Origin of the sequence: Sphaerisporangium rhizosphaerae (assembly GCF_042665155.1) — a bacterium.
Classification (GTDB): Bacteria; Actinomycetota; Actinomycetes; order Streptosporangiales; family Streptosporangiaceae; genus Sphaerisporangium; species Sphaerisporangium rhizosphaerae.
This window is the reverse complement of sequence record NZ_JBHTCG010000016.1, coordinates 1-16,836: the sequence shown is the minus strand read 5'-3', so window position 1 is coordinate 16,836 and position 16,836 is coordinate 1. Positions and strand designations below refer to the sequence as shown.

Here is a 16,836-nt window from a genome sequence, read left to right as displayed (position 1 = left end):
ATCACGTGCCCGGCGCCGGTCAGACCGGAAGCGGGTGGGCGTCGACGATCCGTTCGAAGAAGAACTCGTGCTTAAGGAAGGAGACATCGTATTCGTGGCCTGGGTAGGGCGGGATCAGCTGAGCGGCCTGGATGAGCCGCCAGCCGTCCAGCAGAGCCGCGATCCCCGACTCGTACGGCGGCTCGTCGCTGTCGCCTGTGGTGGGAGAGGTACGGCCCGTGCCGTCGTACCGCGCCCAGCCGACGACATGGGAGTCCAGGGCGGAGTTGGCCAGATACAGCACCAGCACCTGCTGCCGGAGCACCGGGGTGCGAGTCGGCGTGTCCGTCATGCCGTGACCTCTTCCGGGCGGTTGGAGACCCTGGTCACCCAGTAGTCGATGTCGAAACGGTCGTCGCCGGTCAGCGCCCGCCAGAGCAGGACGCGGTTGTACCGCTCCAGCCGGCCCGTCGCCGGCTCGTACCAGGGGAACGTCGCGTCCAGTTCCGCGACCACCCGCGGATCGTCCAGGTCCGAGGTGTCCCACAGGCGCCGCTGACGCACCGTCGGATTGAAGCGGATCTTGAGCATGTAGCGGGCGACGCCGCTGGAGTTGCGCCGGCCGCCGTGCCACAGGCCGTGGTGCAGAAACACCACCGTGCCGGCGGGGCAGACCAGCCGGTCCTGGCCGCGCAGGTTCTGATAGCGGCCGGTGTCGGATTCGTTGATCCGGCGCAGGTGACTGCCGGGCACACTGAGGGTTCCGCCCATCTCCAGCGTCACCGCCTGCGGGTAGTACATGAGCTGCACGTCGAAGGCGTCCGGCCGGACGTCGATGATGGCGTCGCCGTGCAGCGGCTGCGCGTCCCCGCCGCCGGGTTCGCGGACGTGCACGAAGTGGTGGTCCACCGTCGGCTCAGGGCCCACCAGGCTGCGCAGCGCCCCCGCGACCTGCGGAATCCTCAGCAGTCGGCGGACGAACGAACCTTCCGCGTAAGCCTCTGACAGGGGCGTGCCGAAGGGCACCTGCGGCACGCCGTCCGCCAGCACCGCCAGCCCCTCGGCGTTCATCTCCGCCGGCACCACCGCGTCCAGGCGCAGTGACCCGCGCGCCACGAAGCGCGCCATCTCGACCGAGCCGAGCAGGGCTTGCCTGTTCCTCATGGCCGCCACTCTAGGCGCGAACCACGGCCCATCAGGTGGGCCCCGTTCACCCTCAAGTGGTTGATTCTCACCATCTGCGGCCCGTGGTACAACATGCCGGTGCACTCCGTCCTCGCGCATCTCGACGAGCCCCCCGCTCTCGCCGCCGTCGGCATCGGCGTACACGGCCCGGCGGGCCACGTGGACGTGTTCTCGCTGCCGGACCTGTGGCAGTTGCACCTTTACAGCTATGAAGCGGACCTGACGCTGAACGGCACCGCACACCTGATCCGTCCCGGCCGGGTCAGCCTCATTCCGCCCGGCGCGCAGGTGCGTTATCACTACCGGGGGCGCTCCGAGCACCTCTACGTGCATCTGTGCCTGAAGCCGGCCGGCTCGCCGGCCCGCATCCCGGTGATCCAGGACGCGGGTGCCGAGCTTGCCGCTCTCACGGCGCAGCTTCGTCAGGCGTTGGCCGCCTGGCCGCACACTCCGGCACGAGCGGCCGCCGAGGTGTGGGCCGCCCTGTGGCGGGTCGCCCATCTGGCCCCGCCGAAGGCCCGGAGCACGCGGACGGTTCACCCCGCGGTCGCGACGGCGCTGTCGCTGATAGAGACCCGGATGGCGGAGCCGCTGACGGTTGCGGAGATCGCGAAGGCCGCGGGCGTCTCGCACAACCACCTGACCCGGCTGTTCCGCGCCACCACGGGGGAGACCGTGGTCGGATACCTCCGTGCCCGCCGCATGGAACGGGCACGCCACTTCCTGCGTGCCACGACTCTGTCCATCCCCGCGGTCGCGCTCTCCGTCGGCATCCCCGACCTGCAGGCGTTCAACAAGGCGTGCCGCCGCGAACTCGGGGCCGGTCCGCGCAGCGTCCGCGCCGCCCAGCCTGTCATCGGCGGTACCCCGATCAACCCTGGCTAGACCGCCTTGGCCATCTCGCGGCAGGCCGTGCCGCACCGAGCTCCCGCTCGGCGGCTCAGTGCTTCGGCGGCGCCGTGCTCTCGCGGATCGTAAGGGTGGTCGCGATCTCCAGGCCGACCTGCTGAGTCGGCTCCCCGCGGCCGAGAGCCAGGGCCAGCTCCGTGGCCGCGGCCGCCATCTCGCTGAGGGGCTGGTGGACCGTGGTCAGCGGAGGGTCCACCCATCCCACGACCGGGAGATCGTCGAAGCCCACCACGCTCAGGTCCCCGGGGATGGACAGTCCCAGCTCGCGAGCCGCCTGGTAGACGCCGAGCGCCTGCAGGTCGTTCGCGGCGAAGATCGCGGTCGGCCGGTCGGGCCTGGAAAGGAGCTCACGCGCCGCCTCACTCCCATGTTCGCGCGTGAGAAGGGTGCGGACCAAGAGCCCGGGATCGGCGGGGACGCCGGCCGTGGCCAGTGCGGAGAGATAACCGGCCGTTCGGGCCCGGCAGAACGTATGATCCGGGCCGCTGATCATCGCGATGCGGCGATGTCCCAGTTCGAGCAGATGGCGGGTGGCCGCCTGGCCGCCTCGCCAGTTGGTGGTGCCCACGAAGGGCACATCGTCCGGCAGTTCGTCGATCGGATCGAAGACGACGAACGGGATCCCTTTCGTCTTCAGCTTCTCGCGTTCGGACGGCGACAACTGCGCCACCGACAGGACGCAGCGAGGGCGGCGGCCGACCGTGTCGTCGATGGACATCGCGGGCGTGTCATGGAGGCCGAGCTTCGAGATCATGACTCCGACGCGATTCTTGCGGGCCACCTGCTCGACGCCGCGGATGATCTCCACGGCCCACATGTTCTCCAGCTCGCGGAACACGAGCTCCACGACGTTGCCCCGGCTGCCCGAGGGTCTGCGGTAGCCGTACCGGTTGATCAGTTCCTCGACACGGGCACGGGTCTGCCCCGAGACTCCCGACCGTCCATTCAGGACTTTGGACACCGTGGGGATCGAGACACCCGCGGACTCGGCGATGTAGGCGATGGTGACCGAACCGGGGGCCTCGCCTCGTTCGTCCTGCTCGTCCGCCGGCTCGCCCGTTCGGTTGTCGGTCACGTTAACCCTTCCCCATCCACGGTGGGCCGCGAGAACCGTACCGTCGGCGACGTGCCCAGATGGACGACGGGCCCAGAAAGACGAGGGGCGGCAGGCTCACAGCCAGCACCTCAAGGGAACTATAGAGCAAGCCTGGAAAAGTTTCTTGCCTGATCCCAGGCCCGCGCCCGTCCTCCGGCACCGGCCAGAGTCGCCCGCGAGCACCGACGCGGACAGGGGAAGCTGCGTGTTCGGCGCAACGACACGGCCGCTCGGCGCCGGTACGACACGGCTTCCCGCAACGGATGTTCGACAGTACGGTTTCGCGAGAAACTTTCACCCGGGTTTCTGAGGAGCATGGCCCCCGCTACTTCGGCTGACCGACGCCTGACCGGCCGGTGAAGGCGCTGTTCACGGCCTGCCCTCGTAGGCGAACCAGTCGAAGTGGGCCTCGCCGGTCGCGGCGTACATGCCGATCACCCGGCCGGTGAAGCCGCCCGCCACCTCGGTGGACAGGTAACGGCCGTCTAGAGCGGCGAGCACCGTGAACGCGCCGTCCTCGGTCTCGATGCCGAACGAGAGCGTGTCCGGCCCGGAGCGGGCGTCCTTGGGCGGCAGGTCGTCCGCGTGAACGCCCAGTGCCAGCGGCCCGGCGGGCACCGCCCGCTCGGCCGCCACGGTGCGCAGCGAGCCGATGCGGGCGATGACGCGCACCCGCCCGTCGGCCGCCTCGATCTCGTAGTGGTGTCGCTCGTCGAGCCGGACGGCGAGGCCGCCGCTCCCCCGCGTGGGGTCGATCAGCGTGCGTGCGCGCCATCTCAGGTGCTGGACGCGGCGGCCGAGGAAGGCCACGTCGGCGTCGTCCAGGGATGCGCCTCGTGCACGGAGGGTCAGCCAGCCGGGCCGTTCCTTCGTGGTGCAGGAGTCCGCCGACCGGCTTCGCACGGAGATCCAGTACGGCCGAAGTTCGGCGAGGTCGAAGTCGTCCCTGCTCACCGCACCGGATCCGGCCGGTGCGCCGGAGACGAGCTCGCCGACGACGGGCCAGCCGTCCACCCAGGTCACCGGGGCGAGGAAGGTCTCGCGGCCGAGGACGTGCCAGCCGGGAGTCCCCCCGCGTGGCCGTACTCCGAGCAGGACCATCCACCACGATCCATCACGGGCCTGGACGAGATCGGCATGGCCGGTGTTCTGGATCGGGTGGCCGGTGCTGCGGTGCGTCAGAATCGGGTTGGCCGGGCACGGCTCGAACGGCCCGCCCGGCGCGGGACCGCGGGCGACCGACACGCCATGGCCGCGCTCGGTGCCGCCCTCCGCGATGAGCAGGTACCAGTACTCGCCGATCCGGTAGAGGTGCGGCGCCTCCGGGGCGGCGGCGCCCGGGGTGCCGGACCACAGCTTTCGCGGCTCCTCGGCCGTCCGTCCCGTCCACGGGTCGATACGGACCTGGCCGATCCCGGCGAAGGTGCACCAGCAGGCGCCGTCCTCGTCCCAGGCCAGATCGGGGTCGATGCCGGGCACGCCGGACAGCCGGATCGGGTCGGACCACGGTCCGGCGGGGTCCGTGGCGGTGAACAGCAGGTTGCCTTCGCCGTCGCTCACGTTGGTGACGGCCAGCCAGAACCGGCCGTCGTGGTGGCGGAGCGTGGGCGCGTAAACCCCGCCCGAGGAGGACGTGCCGGCGGGCAGGCGCAGCTGGGCGGGCCGCTCCAGCGCGTTGCCGATCTGCGTCCAGTGCACCAGGTCACGGCTGTGGAAGATGGGCACGCCGGGGAAGTACTCGAAACTGGAGCAGGCGAGGTAGTAGTCGTCGCCGACGCGGCAGACGCTGGGGTCGGGATGGAATCCGGCGATGACCGGATTGGGGGCATGGTCTGACACCCCGTGGGTCCTTTCATCGGAGACGAAGCGACACTGCCGACAGAGCGGTGACAGGGTCACGGTGAGCTGCCGGTCCCATCCGGCTCTTGCCTCAGCACGGCACAGCCGCCCGGTGGCAGTTCGTCCACCGGCCCGTCCGTCAGCAGGTCGTGGCCGGGCCAGGGCAGGGCTACGGCCTGAGCCGTGTGGTTGATCAGGAACCGCCAGCGGCGGCCGTCGGCGGCGTGGCGGGTGACGGCTTCGACGCCGCGCGGCAGGCCGGGCGTCTCAGGGGCGACGCCGGCCTCGCCGAGCAGCCGGGCGATCAGTTCGGCGTAGCCGGTGTCGTCGAGGCGGGTGGAAAGATACCAACCCTGGCCGCCGCCGAAGCGGTGCCGGGTGAGGGCGGGCGCGCCGGCGAGCATGCCGTGGGTGTAGGCCGCGATCAGCTCGGCGCCTTCGGCGCGCAGCGCCTCGCTCCACACGCTCGCGCGGGCGCCGTCGGACAGGACGATCCGCTCGTCCCGCCGCAGTGGCCGGTACTCCTCGACACGGATGCCCAGCGCCTCGCGCAGCGGCGGCGCGGGGTAGCCGCCGAGGCGGGCGTGCGGGCGCTCGTCGACGGCACCGCTGAAGTGCTGGACGAGCAGCGTCCCGCCGCCCTGGACGTAGCGGCGCAGGTTCGCGGCGCCCGCGTCGGAGAGCAGGTACAGGGCGGGGGCGATGACGAGCCGGTAGCGGCCCAGATCGTGTGCGGGGTGGGCGAGGTCGGCGGTGACGCCGTTCTCCCACAGAGCCTGATGCGCGCGGCGCAGTGCGTCATGGTAGTCGAGATCCGGCGAGGGCAGGCCGTCGCCGTCCATGGCCCACCAGGCGTCGGCGTCGTGGAGGACGGCCGCCTGAGCGGTGACGGTCGAGCCCGCGAGTTCGCCCAGGCGGGCGACCGCTTCGCCGAGGGCCCGGACCTCACGGAAGATCCGGCTGTCGGCTCCCGCGTGCGGGACCATCGCCGAGTGCCACTGCTCGGCTCCCGCGCGGGACTGGCGCCACTGGAAGAACAGGGCGCCCTCCGAGCCGCGGGCGATGTGGCCGAGGGTGTGCCGCAGCATGTCCCCCGGCTCCTTGGTCAGGACCCGGTCGGTGTCGTACACGGTGCTGGTGCCCTGTTCCATCAGCAGCCACGGGCGGCCCCCCGCCAGGGACCGGGCCCTGTCGGCGCCGAAGGCGGTGTCGGCGGCGGCCCCCATGCCGGGCGCGCTGGGGTAATGGTCGATGGCGACCAGATCGACCTCGCGACCGAAGGCCCACAGATCCAGGTTCTGATACGCGGGGAGCATCAGATTGGTGGTCACCGGCCGGTCGCTGTGCGCGCGGATGGCATCACGCTGCTCCCTGTAGGCGGCCACGACCTCGTCGGACCAGAAGCGGTGGTAGTCCAGGCACTGGCCGGGATTGCGATGCCACTGGGTGGCCCGCGGCGGCAGCACCTGCTCCCAGGAGGTGTAGTGCTGACTCCAGAACGCCGTCCCCCACGCCTCGTTGAGGGCTTCGAGCGAGCCGTGCCGGGCCCGCAGCCATCTGCGGAAGGCGGCGGCGGCGTGGTCGCACCAGCAGAACGTGGCGTACTCGTTGTGCACGTGCCACAGGACGACCGCCGGGTGGTCACCGAAACGCTGCGCGAGCGCGGCGGCGATGCGGCGGGAGGCCTTCCGGTAGGCCGGAGCGGCCAGGCAGTAGGTGTCACGACTGCCGTGGGTGAGGCGGGCGCCGTCCGGTCCCACCGGCAGGGCGTCGGGGTGGGCCAAGGTGAACCAGGGCGGCGGGGAAGCCGTGGGCGTGGCCAGGTCGACGGCGACTCCGTTGGCATGCAGGCGCTGGATGTGGGCGTCGAGCCAGGCGAAATCGTAGTGTCCCTCCTCCGGCTCCAGTAGCGCCCACGAGAAGACCCCCACCGTGGCCAGGTTGACTCCGGCCACGCGCATCAGATCGTCGTCCTGCTTCCAGACGGGCTCATCCCACTGTTCGGGGTTGTAGTCGCCGCCGAAGGCGAGGCCGCCGAGCCGGGCGGTCAGTCTGTCTGCGGTCATGCCTGCTCCTGGAGGGTGCGAAGCCGCGCGCCGTCGCGTGGGAAGAGCGGGACGCGCTCGGCAGGCGTGGGCACCGGCCTGGGAGAACGGGGATGCGGGGGCATGCGGAGGTGCTCCTAAGAGGGATCGCTGAGACGGACGGGACCGGTGCTCTCGCGGACGGTCAGCGTGGGGGCGAGCAGCACGAGTGCGTCGTCCGGTCGCCGGCCGCGCACGGAGGCGAAGATGCGTGAGATGACCTGTTCGACGGCGATGCGGCCGAGCTCTTTCGCGGCACCGGTGACCGCCGTGAGGGCCGGCGCATACTGATCGGCCAGGCGCTCGGGGCACAGAGCGATCACCGACGCCTTGTCGGGAACGATTCGCCCGCGGGTCCGCAGCAGGTGGAGCAGCGGCCCGAGCGCTCGTTCGTTCTGCACCACGAAACCGGTGGTGCCGGGCCGGTCGGACAGGATGTGGCCGAGCGCGCCCGCGGTGCTCTCGTAGGTCCCCTCGCAGGAACTGTGCAGAAACCGCATTCGGAGCTCTTCGGCACGCGCGCGGAACCCCGCGAGCGTGCGCTCGGCGTATCCCGCGCGCCGCCGGTAGATGCCGGTACCGTAGCCGATGAAAGCGATCTCCCGATGGCCCAGCCCGGCCAGATGATCCACGCACAGGGCGCCCGCGGCGGAGAAGTCGTGGTCGACGCACGACAGCCCGGCCGGGTCGTCGGGCAGGCCGATGAGCACCGTCTGGGTGCGCAGCTCGCCCAAGGTGGAGATGCGTTCGTCGCCCAGCTCCACGTCCATGAGGATGACGCCGTCGGCCAGGCCGCTCGCGGCCAGCCGGCGGATCCCGTCAGGACCCTCGTCGTTGGTGATCAGCAAGACGTCGTAGCCGTGCTTGCGGGCCGTCATGGTGACGTAGGTGGCTATCTCCATCATCACCGGCACATACACGTCGGTGCGCAATGGCACCACCAGCGCAATGATGTGCGAGCGTTTACTGGCCAGCGCCCGGGCGCCGGCGTGGGGGTGATATCCGAGCTCGGCCACGAAATGCTCGACGCGGCGCCTGGTCTCGGCGGACACCGGGCGCTTGCCGCTGAGCACGTAACTGACCGTGCTCGTGGAGACGCCCGCCGCCCTGGCCACATCGCGTATGGTCACCGTACGGTTCATCCCTTGATGGCGCCCGTCAGCACACCGGTGCGGAAATGCTTCTGCATGAAGGGGTAGACGATCAGGAGCGGCACCAGGGTGAGCACCACCACCGCCATCTGCAGCGACAGAGGAGCGGTCTGCGCGTGTGCCATGCCGAAGCCGGAGTTGACCGTGCCAGGCAGGCCGACGCCACGATTGACGTAGGTCAGCAGCACGTACTGCAGCGGCCACTTCTCGCTCTCCGTCGGCATGTAGAGCATGACGTTGAAGAAGGAGTTCCAATAGCCGACGGCGTAGAACAACGCGATCACGGCGGTCACCGCCCGCGAGGTGGGCAGCACGACGGACCGGAGAATGCGCCAGTCTCCCGCCCCGTCCATCCTGGCCGCGTCGATCAGGTCGCCGGAGGTCTCGGCGTAGAAGGAGCGGAGCACCAGGATGTTGAAGACCGAGACCGCACCCGGCAGGATCAGCGCCCACCACTGGCCGTAGCCGCCCAACCCGGTCACGACCAGGAAGGTGGGGATCAGGCCACCGCCGACGAACATCGTGACGATCAGCAGCACCAGGACGAAGCGGTGCCCGAGGGAGTGCGGCCGGGACAGGCCGTAGGCGCACAGGATGGACACGACCATGGACAGCGCCGTGCCGATCACGGTGATGCCGAGGCTCACCACCAGTGCGGTGCGCACGGTGGGGTCGGTCAGCATCTCCCGGTAGGCCTGAAGGCTCAGGCCGTCCGGCCAGACCACCAAGCCGCCGGCCCGGTTGATGGCGCCGGGTGTGGACAGGCTGGTCACCACGATGATCCACAGGGGGCCCAGCACGAGCGCCAGGACACCACCGAGGGTGACGCCCTTGGCGGATCGACCGGTGATGGTCGGGGGTTCCTGCCAGGGCGGGCGTGAGGTCCTCCGTACCCGGGGAGTCGCCGCTGCGGCGGTCCTGCCTCTTTCGATGGTGAACACCTTGGTCATTTCCGGTACAACCCGTCCTCGCCGAAGAAATGCGCCAGCTTGTTGGCGCCCCAGATGAGCAGGAGGGAGATCACGCTTTTGAAGAGACCGGCCGCCGCGCCGAAGCTGTAGTTGCCCGTGGAGATGCCGTAGTAGAAGGAATAGGTGTCGAGCACCTCCGCGGCCTCATGGCCGACCGCCGCGCGCTGGATGAGGAACTGTTCGAAGCCGACCGAGAGCGCTCCACCGAGCCTGAGCACCAGCATCAGCACGATCACTCCACGCAGGCCGGGCAAGGTGATGTGCCACATCCGCCGGAAGGGCCCGGCGCCGTCCACGGCCGACGCCTCGTAGAGGCCGGGGTCGATGGCGGCCAGCGCGGCCAGGAAGACGATGATCCCCCAGCCGGCCTCCTTCCACACGCCCTGGAAGGTGACCAGCAGCGCGAAGGTGTCCGCGTTGGTCATCACGTCCCAGGTCTGCAGGTCGTGCGAGCGCAGGAACTGGTTGAGCGCGCCGGCGCCGCCCAGCATCTGCTGGAAGACCGTGATGACCAGCACCCATGAGAAGAAGTGCGGCAGATAGACGACGGACTGGATGAAGTTGCGCACCCGCTCGCCGAGAACCGAGTTGAGCAGGATCGCCAGCCCGATCGGGACGGGGAAGAACAGGACCAGAGAGACGAAGCTCAGGTACAGCGTGTTGTTCAGCGCGCCCCAGAACAACGGGTCCGCGAAGATCGCGCGGAACTGCTCGAAGCCGGCCCAGTCGCTGCTCCAGATCCCGATCAGTGGGTCGTAGTACTGGAAGGCGGTGACGACCCCGACCATCGGGACATAGTTGAAGATCAGCAGTAGGAGCACCGCGGGTACAACCATGATCAGCACGGTCCGGTCGCGCCGCAGCTTCTCCCGCAATGTCAGAGACGCTCTCAGCGGGCCGGGCGTGCTCACTGACCCGTGCCGTACTTGTTCAGCACGTTGTCGGTCATCCACTGCTTGAGCCGGTCACCGCCGCCGGCCTTCCAGGTGGCGATGGCGGCCTGCACGTCGGAGGGCTTCTTCTTGCCGTGGTAGCAGTCCTTGATGGTGTCCTCGACCGCCTGCGCGGCACTGGCCGACGCCAGTTGCCGAGGCATGCTGATGTTCATGTTCCAGAAGACCGGCTTGTACAGAGCGTTGACATTGGCGGCCTCCCAGGCGGCGTAGTCCCTGGTGATGGAGTCGACGCCGGGGTTGCTGAGCACCGAGGGCGGCGAGGCCAGGAAAGGGAAGGTCTGCGCCTGGACGAACTTCTTGCCGTCCTCGGTCGCGGTCGGCACCCCGTCCTTCATCGTGTGATGGACGCCTTCGACACCGTAGTTGACCAGCGTGTACTCAGTAGAGCCGAACGGAGCGGCCAGGTAGTTGGCCACCGCCAGCAACTCCTCGATCTGCGCCGGCTTGAGGTTGATGTTGAGGTAGCTGATCATGCTCGTGGAGGCGCCCATGAACATGCGGGGCCGGCTCGCGCCGTCGGCGGCGATGTAGTCGAAGGTGCCGCGGCGGTAGTTCTTGTCGGCGGCGGTGCCCGACTGATGGTCGGTCAGGTTCCACGTGCCGAGACCGCCACCGTGCATCAGCACCTTTCCCGCATAGAAGCGGGTGGCGTCCTCCCGGCCGGCGATCGCGTCCGGGTGGAGGTATCCGGCCTTCGCCAGCCTGTAGTGCCAGTCGAGTGCCTCGAGGAACTGCGGCAGCTCGTACTTGTGGACCAGCTTGCCGCCTTGGACGTCCCAGCCCGAGGGGATGTTCCAGGCGATGGAGAGGTAGGTCCACACATCGTCGAAGGCCCACACGCCGCGCTTGGCGTCGGTCAGCTCCTTGCCCAGGTTCATCAGGTCGTCGGCGGACTTGACCTGGTCGGCGGTGATGCCCTTCGCGTCGAAGACGTCGCGCCGGTAGAAGATGGCGCCGGGGACGGCGAAACCCGTGGAGAAGCCGGGGATGCCGTAGAGCTTGTCGCCCCACGCGCCGGCCTGCCACGCGCCGGTGGGAAGGGCGGCGAGGTTGGGATATTTCTTGATCTTGTCGCCGGCCAGGTAGGGCGTCAGGTCGGCGAGCTGGGTTCCGGCCAGTCCGCCGAGGTTGAAGTTGGAGTTCCACCAGTTCGGCAGCTGGATCCAGTCGGGTAGCCGCTTGGCGGCGGCCATCGTCGGGATGATGGTGGCGTAGTTGTTGCCGTCAGCGGGCTTCATGGTGAGCGTGACGCCCAGGGCCTTGTTGACGGCCTCGTAGAAGGAGTTCCCCGCCGGCGGCACCGTTCCCCAGAGCGGGGTGACGGCGGTGTAGACACCGCCCTTGCCCGGAACTCCGCTGACGGTGGCGATCCGGTTGGACGGGTACTTCAGAAAGCCGGGATCGGTCGCCGCTCCCGTGCCCCCCGTCACTGACGGAATGTCCGGCGTGACGGCGGTGCTGGGCACATGGGCCGGAAGCGCCGCCTGCAGTCCCGTCTTGGTGTTCGTTCCGGTCTTCTGCCGGGGTGCGCCGCTGCAGGCGGCGAGCAGCGGAGCCATAGCCGCGGCACCGATGAAGGCTCTGCGATTCAACTCGAGTCGCATGGGGGGATCCACCCTTCGAGGTCGTCGAAGCGCTTCTATGTTGCCGCGAGACTAATGACATGTTTCACAGCGACACAAGGGCAACTTTGTGCGAAAGTTTCTCTCTGCTGATCGTTGACACCCCAGCGGGCTCGTGACAGCGTCGACGCGCTCCGCCAACCCCCTCCCACCGAGCCTTCAGAGGTCGGACCCATGAGCTCAACATCTCCACCCGCCGCTGATCTGCGAACATGTCCCGCAGAAGGTAGGACGTAAGGTCCTTGCCGAAGTCCGTCCACTGCTCGGACATGTGATCCATGGGGCGCGACCGCGCGACCTGGCGTGTTTCTTGAAAGTTTCAGTGGGCCGGCGTGGCAATGACCGTTGACGGAGGCTGCCGGCCATTCCGGGCTCAAGAGCGACCACGACACTACAAATCAGCCCTGCAGGGCGGTGACCTACGAGGACGCGACAGGTGCAGACACGGCGCCAGTGCGAAACGACGCGTCGAACCGATTCACAGATTTCGGCGGCACGGCTCCGGCAGCGCGGATCCGCGCCGGGATTGATGGATGCTCTGATGTGCCTCGGGTTCCGTGGAGTCGGCTTGGTCGGCTGTCCTGCCGGCCAGGTATTCGCGGAGGGCGGCGGGATCGACATCACCGAGGCGCATGGGCTCGGTGGGGTGTGCGCAGCGCCGCCGCCGACTATGCGACCGAGCAAGGCCGACGACGGCCGGGGTGGCGGCCGGCGCGGCGGCCGATGGGACGCCGCGCCGGCCGCCACGCGTGAAAGCGATTCCAGCGTCGACCGGCGTTGATCTTCTATGGCGACCGGGCCGGCGCGTACGGCGAGAACGCGGGGCCCCGCCTCGGAAGGTTCCGACGGCGGGGCCTGGCGTCATCGCGGCCGGCTCAGCTCGCGGTGCAGGTGATGGGCGAAGGGACGGCGTTGGTCCCGTTGACGGTTCCGGTGAAGCCGAAGGTGGTGGAGGCGCCGGAGCTCAGAGTGCCGTTGTAGCCCGCGTTCCCCACGGTGACGGCGGCTCCGGACTGGCTGAGGGTGCCGTTCCAGAGCTGGGTGATCGTCTGGCCGTTGGCGTAACGCCAGGCGGCCGCCCACCCGGTCACCGCCCGGTTCGCGGTCACGGTCACCTCGCCCTGGAACCCGCCCTGCCAGGAGTTGACCACCTTGTACGTGGCCGTGCACCCCTGTCCCGAGCTCGGAGTCGGCGTGGGGGTCGGCGTGGGGGTCGGCGTGGGGGTCGGCGTCGGCGTGGGGGTCGGCGTCGGCGTCCGGGTGGGCGTGGGTGTCGGGCTGGGGCCGCCCCCGCCGGCCTTCAGGACGGTGATGGAGTACGGGGGAAGGGTGATCGACGTCGCCGAGGAACCGGTGGTGGTGCTGATCGAGGTGTTCCCCTTCTGCCACTGCACGATGGTCGGGCTGCCGCCGGGAGAGAACCCCGAGTAGGACAGCGAGACCGTGGTGGAGTTGTTGAGGTCCTTGTTGACCAGCACGACGTTCAGGCCGCTGGAGGTCTTCACCGCGTGCGCGGCGAGCAGCGCGTTGGACGAGGAGGCCTGCACGAGCGTGTCACCCGGGGATCCGGCCTTGCCGACCATGGCCAGGCCGTAGTACGGCGAGAACGGCGTGTTGGTCGCCGGCTCACCGGAGGCGCCGGAGGACAGGATGCCCTCGTCGTGGTAGTCGACGGTCCCGTCGTCGTTCCTGCCGGGGCTTTGGCTGGTCCCGTTGTGGAGATTCCACCAGTCCAGGTTCATCGCCCCGTTCTCGAACCAGGTCAGATAGCTGTCGGTGGCGAACAACGCGGCGGTGGCGCTGTTGAGCTGGTAGCTCGGGTTCAGCTCGGTGACCGCGATTCCGATGGAAGAGGCCCGGCTTCCGGCGTATCTGGAGATCAGGGAGCGGAGCGAGCCGGTGATCGTCGAGATCTGCGACACCTTGGTCAGGCTGTCGGCCGCCGAGGAGGCGCCCGGGTACCAGTGGACGATGACGAAGTCGGCCTTGTCCTGGACGATCGACATGACCGTGTTGTTCCAGTCGGCGCTGTCACCCGACCCGACGATGCCGTCCGGCCAGCTCCCCGGGGTCGTGAGCACGACGCCCACCTTGATGGTGGAGTCGACGGCCTTCATCGCCGAGATGTACTGCACCACGTTGTTGGCGTATGTTCTCGGGCTCTTGTCGGAGTGGTTGTCCTGCTCCCACCCCGACCCGTAGTGGCCGTTGCCGTAGACCTCGTTGCCGACCTCCCAGTACTTGACGCCGTAGCCCTTGGTGACGTTGGCGTACCGCACCCAGTCTGCCGCCTCCTGCGCGGTGCCGGTGCCGTAGTTGGCGATGACGACCGGCTGCGCGCCGGCCGAGCGCACCGTGCCGATATAGGTGTCGAAGTCGGTGTTGGGGGCGACGTACCCGCCGTCGGCCGTGTTGGTCTTCCAGTGGTAGATGTCGGCGTACGACCCGCCCGGGTAGCGGACGGCGGTGAAGCCGGCGTCCCGCAGCAGCCCAGGTATGGCCGAATGGTTCATGTTCCCGTCATAGACGGCGACGTTGACGCCATGTCCGGCGGGCGGGATCACGCCCCGAGTATTGTTAGCGCTAACATTCACGGTCGCGGTAGTAGCCGCCGATGCCGTATCGACCGTCACGGCGCCGATCACCGTAGCGGCCAGGGCCGTGGCGGCGAACAGCGCCACGACGGCCCGCCGACGGCGGAGCAAGCCAGGCATCCGAACTCCTCGAAAGTCGCGTGCGCGGGACGCACAGGGTCAGCGGAGCGTGATCGAGTCCCCTGCCTCCGGTCAAGCGAGCGGCCCGCACGTGACGGGCCAAGCGACCCCAACTGCACCGACGGCGGCTCACCAGGTGCAACTTTCACTCATTGAGCCGGCACGACCGTCGAGCGATCGGCCGGCCGGCTACTCTCACGTTCGCGAAGAACACGGCGAGTGCTTCGAACGGGACCGCGGCACGGCGGGTAGCCGGGGTGTTTCGCTTACCGGTCAGGCGATGGTGCAGGGGACGCCGTTGAGGGTGAAGGCGGTGGGTTCGGCGGTGTTTCCGGTGTGGGTGGCCTGGAAGCCGATCTCGATGGTGGCGCCGGGGGCGAGGGTACCGTTGAAGTCGACGTTGCGGGCGCTGACCTGGCCGCTTGTGGGTGAGTAGGTGGCGTTCCAGCCTGAGGTGATGGCCTGGCCGGAGGGCAGGGTGAAGGCCAGGGTCCAGCCGTTGATCGTCGAGGCCGTGGTGTTGGTGATGCTGATGCCGGCGGTGAAGCCGTTGTTCCAGCTGTTCATGGTGTAGGCGCCGCGATGACCGGCACGGCCCCGATCGTCGTCAGGACGCTCCTCCGGCTCAGCGCCTTCCGCTCACCGCTCACCGGCTCAATCCGATCTTGCGTCATACCTGCTCCTGTTAGTTGTCGGTGCCGCTCAGCGCGCCCTCTCGATCCCGTTGGCCCCGGTCAGCGCCGATCTCCGGCACCGCCACTGTATGGACCTTGATCATGTGATCGATCACTTTTTAGGCCCTGATCAGCTCCGGTAAGTTTGTTGGCGTTGATGCATCGCATGAAAGGGCATGCGTGCGCGAGGGATGCGGACCGCTCAGCCGGTCGCGCGGGGTGACACTCCAGCGGAGTGTGGTTCGGCCTACAGCAGAGGTCAAGCGCTAAGCGGGCTCGCGTGTAGACGAACTGTATGAATGCCTCGCCGAACCGTGAAAATTTCAGGTCGGCATTCTGTGGCTGTGCCTCGGCTCCGTGATTGCAGATCGGCCCGGGACTTGACGCTACCAGGCCATTCTCGCCGACTCGGGCGCCACCTCAATCCGGTGCTCAGGTCGCAGCTCCCCACGAGACGGTGACGCTCACCAGGGTGCAGCTATCGGGCGTTCTTCAGGCTGGATCGCGCAGCGGCGGACCTTGCGATTGAACCCGTGAAATGGCGATCCGGCAAAGCGTCGCCCCATACCGCCGAGCGGGTGCTCTCGTGATCGACACCCTGCGAGCAGATCGGCCGTCACCGCCGGCCCCGAGACCACGCCGCAAACCTACGCCACCGACCGGCCATCACCCGGCGGTAACGACTGAATCGTCACCGCGTGAGGACTTGGTGCGAAACGCCGCGAACGCGTCAGCCCACACACTGATCGTTTCAAGTTGGGCCTCACCCGGCTCTGCCAGGCCTGATGCCGATGCGGATGGCGACAACCACCACGAAGACCATCCCGAACCGACCTTCCGGCCCGAAACGTAACGTTGACCGTTGGTTACGTTACTGAAAGTTTCACTACCGCAACATGCGAATGTACCCGAACTCGTCCTTGTAGCGGCAGATAGGAGCACACCCGCCAGCCCTCAGCCGACACAGAGCAGCAGCCCGGACCTTGACGGAACTCCGCCGTGTCGTGTTGGCTCCGCCGCACACGCCTATCACCAGAGTGCCGGTTGGCTGAGGTGGATGTCGTCGGTAACGACGCATCTCGACCGTCGAGGCGATCCTCTGCTCCAGCCGACGAAGCATGAGACCTCAGCCGCTTTACGCCGCAAGCTTTTCTCCTGCACGCATGCTTTCTCAACTCATCCGGCCAGCGATACGAATGCGATGTTAGCGCTAACAGTCATTCGTCCATTTAGTCGCATAGGAGAACTAATGACCTTTATTCACCTTCAACACCGGAGCGTGCCGGCGCCGCCGTGTCAGGCCACCCACACCGGCGACACCGGTAAGCCCACCGCGTTCACGCTCAACGGCGCGACCTGCGGTGCGGGCTAGCGCGCCCCTGGCCGCCCTGCGATCGAACAAAGCCCGGCTCAAGGAGAACGGCAGAAGGAGTTACACGATGTCAAGACACAGATCGTTCTTAGGGGCCGTCGCGGTCGCGGCGCTTCTCGTGCTGGCCACCGGCCGCGCGGCGCTGAGCGAAGGCCAAGACGGAGCGACGAAGGCGGCGGGCGCGAGCGTCGCCGCGGCGACCGCCGGATGCGGCAAGGCCCCGACGCTGACCAGCGGTACGAGGTCGATCACGACCAGCGGCAAGAATCGCAGCTACATTCTGC

At 68.5% G+C, this 16,836-nt stretch carries 13 protein-coding genes; 2 read left to right on the top strand and 11 right to left on the bottom strand.

Features of this window, described 5'->3' with window-relative positions; all coding sequences use genetic code 11:
* Positions 1 to 19 precede the first annotated feature (19 nt).
* Both ACFQSB_RS22975 and ACFQSB_RS22970 read right to left on the bottom strand, forming a co-directional pair.
* Positions 20 to 331: a hypothetical protein gene (locus tag ACFQSB_RS22975; protein WP_380828972.1), complete on the bottom strand. Its 312-nt coding sequence runs from the start codon at positions 329 to 331 to the stop codon at positions 20 to 22.
* Complete coding sequence (locus tag ACFQSB_RS22970) at positions 328 to 1,143, bottom strand: phytanoyl-CoA dioxygenase family protein (RefSeq protein WP_380828970.1); 816 nt, start codon at positions 1,141 to 1,143, stop codon at positions 328 to 330. The genes ACFQSB_RS22975 and ACFQSB_RS22970 overlap by 4 nt, the downstream gene beginning before the upstream one ends.
* Before the next feature lie 60 nt (positions 1,144 to 1,203).
* Between ACFQSB_RS22970 and ACFQSB_RS22965 the strand changes: the two genes are divergently transcribed.
* Positions 1,204 to 2,049: a helix-turn-helix transcriptional regulator gene (locus ACFQSB_RS22965; RefSeq protein ID WP_380828969.1), complete on the top strand. Its 846-nt coding sequence runs from the start codon at positions 1,204 to 1,206 to the stop codon at positions 2,047 to 2,049.
* A gap of 55 nt (positions 2,050 to 2,104) precedes the next feature.
* Here the strand turns inward: ACFQSB_RS22965 and ACFQSB_RS22960 are convergent, their stop codons facing one another.
* From ACFQSB_RS22960 to ACFQSB_RS22920, 9 genes are all read right to left on the bottom strand, one after another.
* Positions 2,105 to 3,148 carry a LacI family DNA-binding transcriptional regulator gene (locus ACFQSB_RS22960; RefSeq protein WP_380828968.1) on the bottom strand — a complete coding sequence of 348 codons (1,044 nt, stop codon included), beginning with the start codon at positions 3,146 to 3,148 and terminating at the stop codon, positions 2,105 to 2,107.
* A 390-nt stretch (positions 3,149 to 3,538) separates the two neighbouring features.
* Complete coding sequence (locus tag ACFQSB_RS22955) at positions 3,539 to 5,008, bottom strand: glycoside hydrolase family 43 protein (protein WP_380828966.1); 1,470 nt, start codon at positions 5,006 to 5,008, stop codon at positions 3,539 to 3,541.
* A gap of 56 nt (positions 5,009 to 5,064) precedes the next feature.
* Complete coding sequence (locus ACFQSB_RS22950; RefSeq protein WP_380828965.1) at positions 5,065 to 7,074, bottom strand: beta-galactosidase; 2,010 nt, start codon at positions 7,072 to 7,074, stop codon at positions 5,065 to 5,067.
* Positions 7,075 to 7,190: 116 nt separating this feature from the next.
* On the bottom strand, positions 7,191 to 8,222 hold the full coding sequence (locus ACFQSB_RS22945) for a LacI family DNA-binding transcriptional regulator (protein ID WP_380828963.1): 1,032 nt from the start codon (positions 8,220 to 8,222) through the stop codon (positions 7,191 to 7,193).
* A gap of 8 nt (positions 8,223 to 8,230) precedes the next feature.
* Positions 8,231 to 9,193, bottom strand: coding sequence for a carbohydrate ABC transporter permease (locus ACFQSB_RS22940; protein ID WP_380828961.1), 963 nt, complete (start codon positions 9,191 to 9,193; stop codon positions 8,231 to 8,233).
* Positions 9,190 to 10,050, bottom strand: coding sequence for an ABC transporter permease (locus ACFQSB_RS22935; RefSeq protein WP_380828960.1), 861 nt, complete (start codon positions 10,048 to 10,050; stop codon positions 9,190 to 9,192). Before ACFQSB_RS22935 ends, ACFQSB_RS22940 begins: the two co-directional genes overlap by 4 nt.
* A gap of 71 nt (positions 10,051 to 10,121) precedes the next feature.
* On the bottom strand, positions 10,122 to 11,729 hold the full coding sequence (locus ACFQSB_RS22930) for an ABC transporter substrate-binding protein (protein WP_380828959.1): 1,608 nt from the start codon (positions 11,727 to 11,729) through the stop codon (positions 10,122 to 10,124).
* Between the two features lie 938 nt (positions 11,730 to 12,667).
* Complete coding sequence (locus ACFQSB_RS22925; RefSeq protein ID WP_380828957.1) at positions 12,668 to 14,356, bottom strand: cellulose binding domain-containing protein; 1,689 nt, start codon at positions 14,354 to 14,356, stop codon at positions 12,668 to 12,670.
* A 423-nt stretch (positions 14,357 to 14,779) separates the two neighbouring features.
* Positions 14,780 to 15,073 carry a cellulose binding domain-containing protein gene (locus tag ACFQSB_RS22920; protein WP_380828955.1) on the bottom strand — a complete coding sequence of 98 codons (294 nt, stop codon included), beginning with the start codon at positions 15,071 to 15,073 and terminating at the stop codon, positions 14,780 to 14,782.
* Positions 15,074 to 16,619: 1,546 nt separating this feature from the next.
* Between ACFQSB_RS22920 and ACFQSB_RS22915 the strand changes: the two genes are divergently transcribed.
* The coding region (locus tag ACFQSB_RS22915; protein WP_380828954.1) for a hypothetical protein at positions 16,620 to 16,836 on the top strand (217 nt) is incomplete at its 3' end.

Bases quoted from the DNA above. Each gene is read 5' to 3' on its own strand.
- ACFQSB_RS22950 (WP_380828965.1), bottom strand. From the start codon at position 7,074: ATGACCGCAGACAGACTGACCGCCCGGCTCGGCGGCCTCGCCTTCGGC.
- ACFQSB_RS22935 (WP_380828960.1), bottom strand. From the start codon at position 10,050: ATGGTTGTACCCGCGGTGCTCCTACTGCTGATCTTCAACTATGTCCCG.
- ACFQSB_RS22970 (WP_380828970.1), bottom strand. From the start codon at position 1,143: ATGAGGAACAGGCAAGCCCTGCTCGGCTCGGTCGAGATGGCGCGCTTC.
- ACFQSB_RS22975 (WP_380828972.1), bottom strand. From the start codon at position 331: ATGACGGACACGCCGACTCGCACCCCGGTGCTCCGGCAGCAGGTGCTG.
- ACFQSB_RS22930 (WP_380828959.1), bottom strand. From the start codon at position 11,729: ATGGCTCCGCTGCTCGCCGCCTGCAGCGGCGCACCCCGGCAGAAGACC.
- ACFQSB_RS22920 (WP_380828955.1), bottom strand. From the start codon at position 15,073: ATGAACAGCTGGAACAACGGCTTCACCGCCGGCATCAGCATCACCAAC.
- ACFQSB_RS22940 (WP_380828961.1), bottom strand. From the start codon at position 9,193: ATGACCAAGGTGTTCACCATCGAAAGAGGCAGGACCGCCGCAGCGGCG.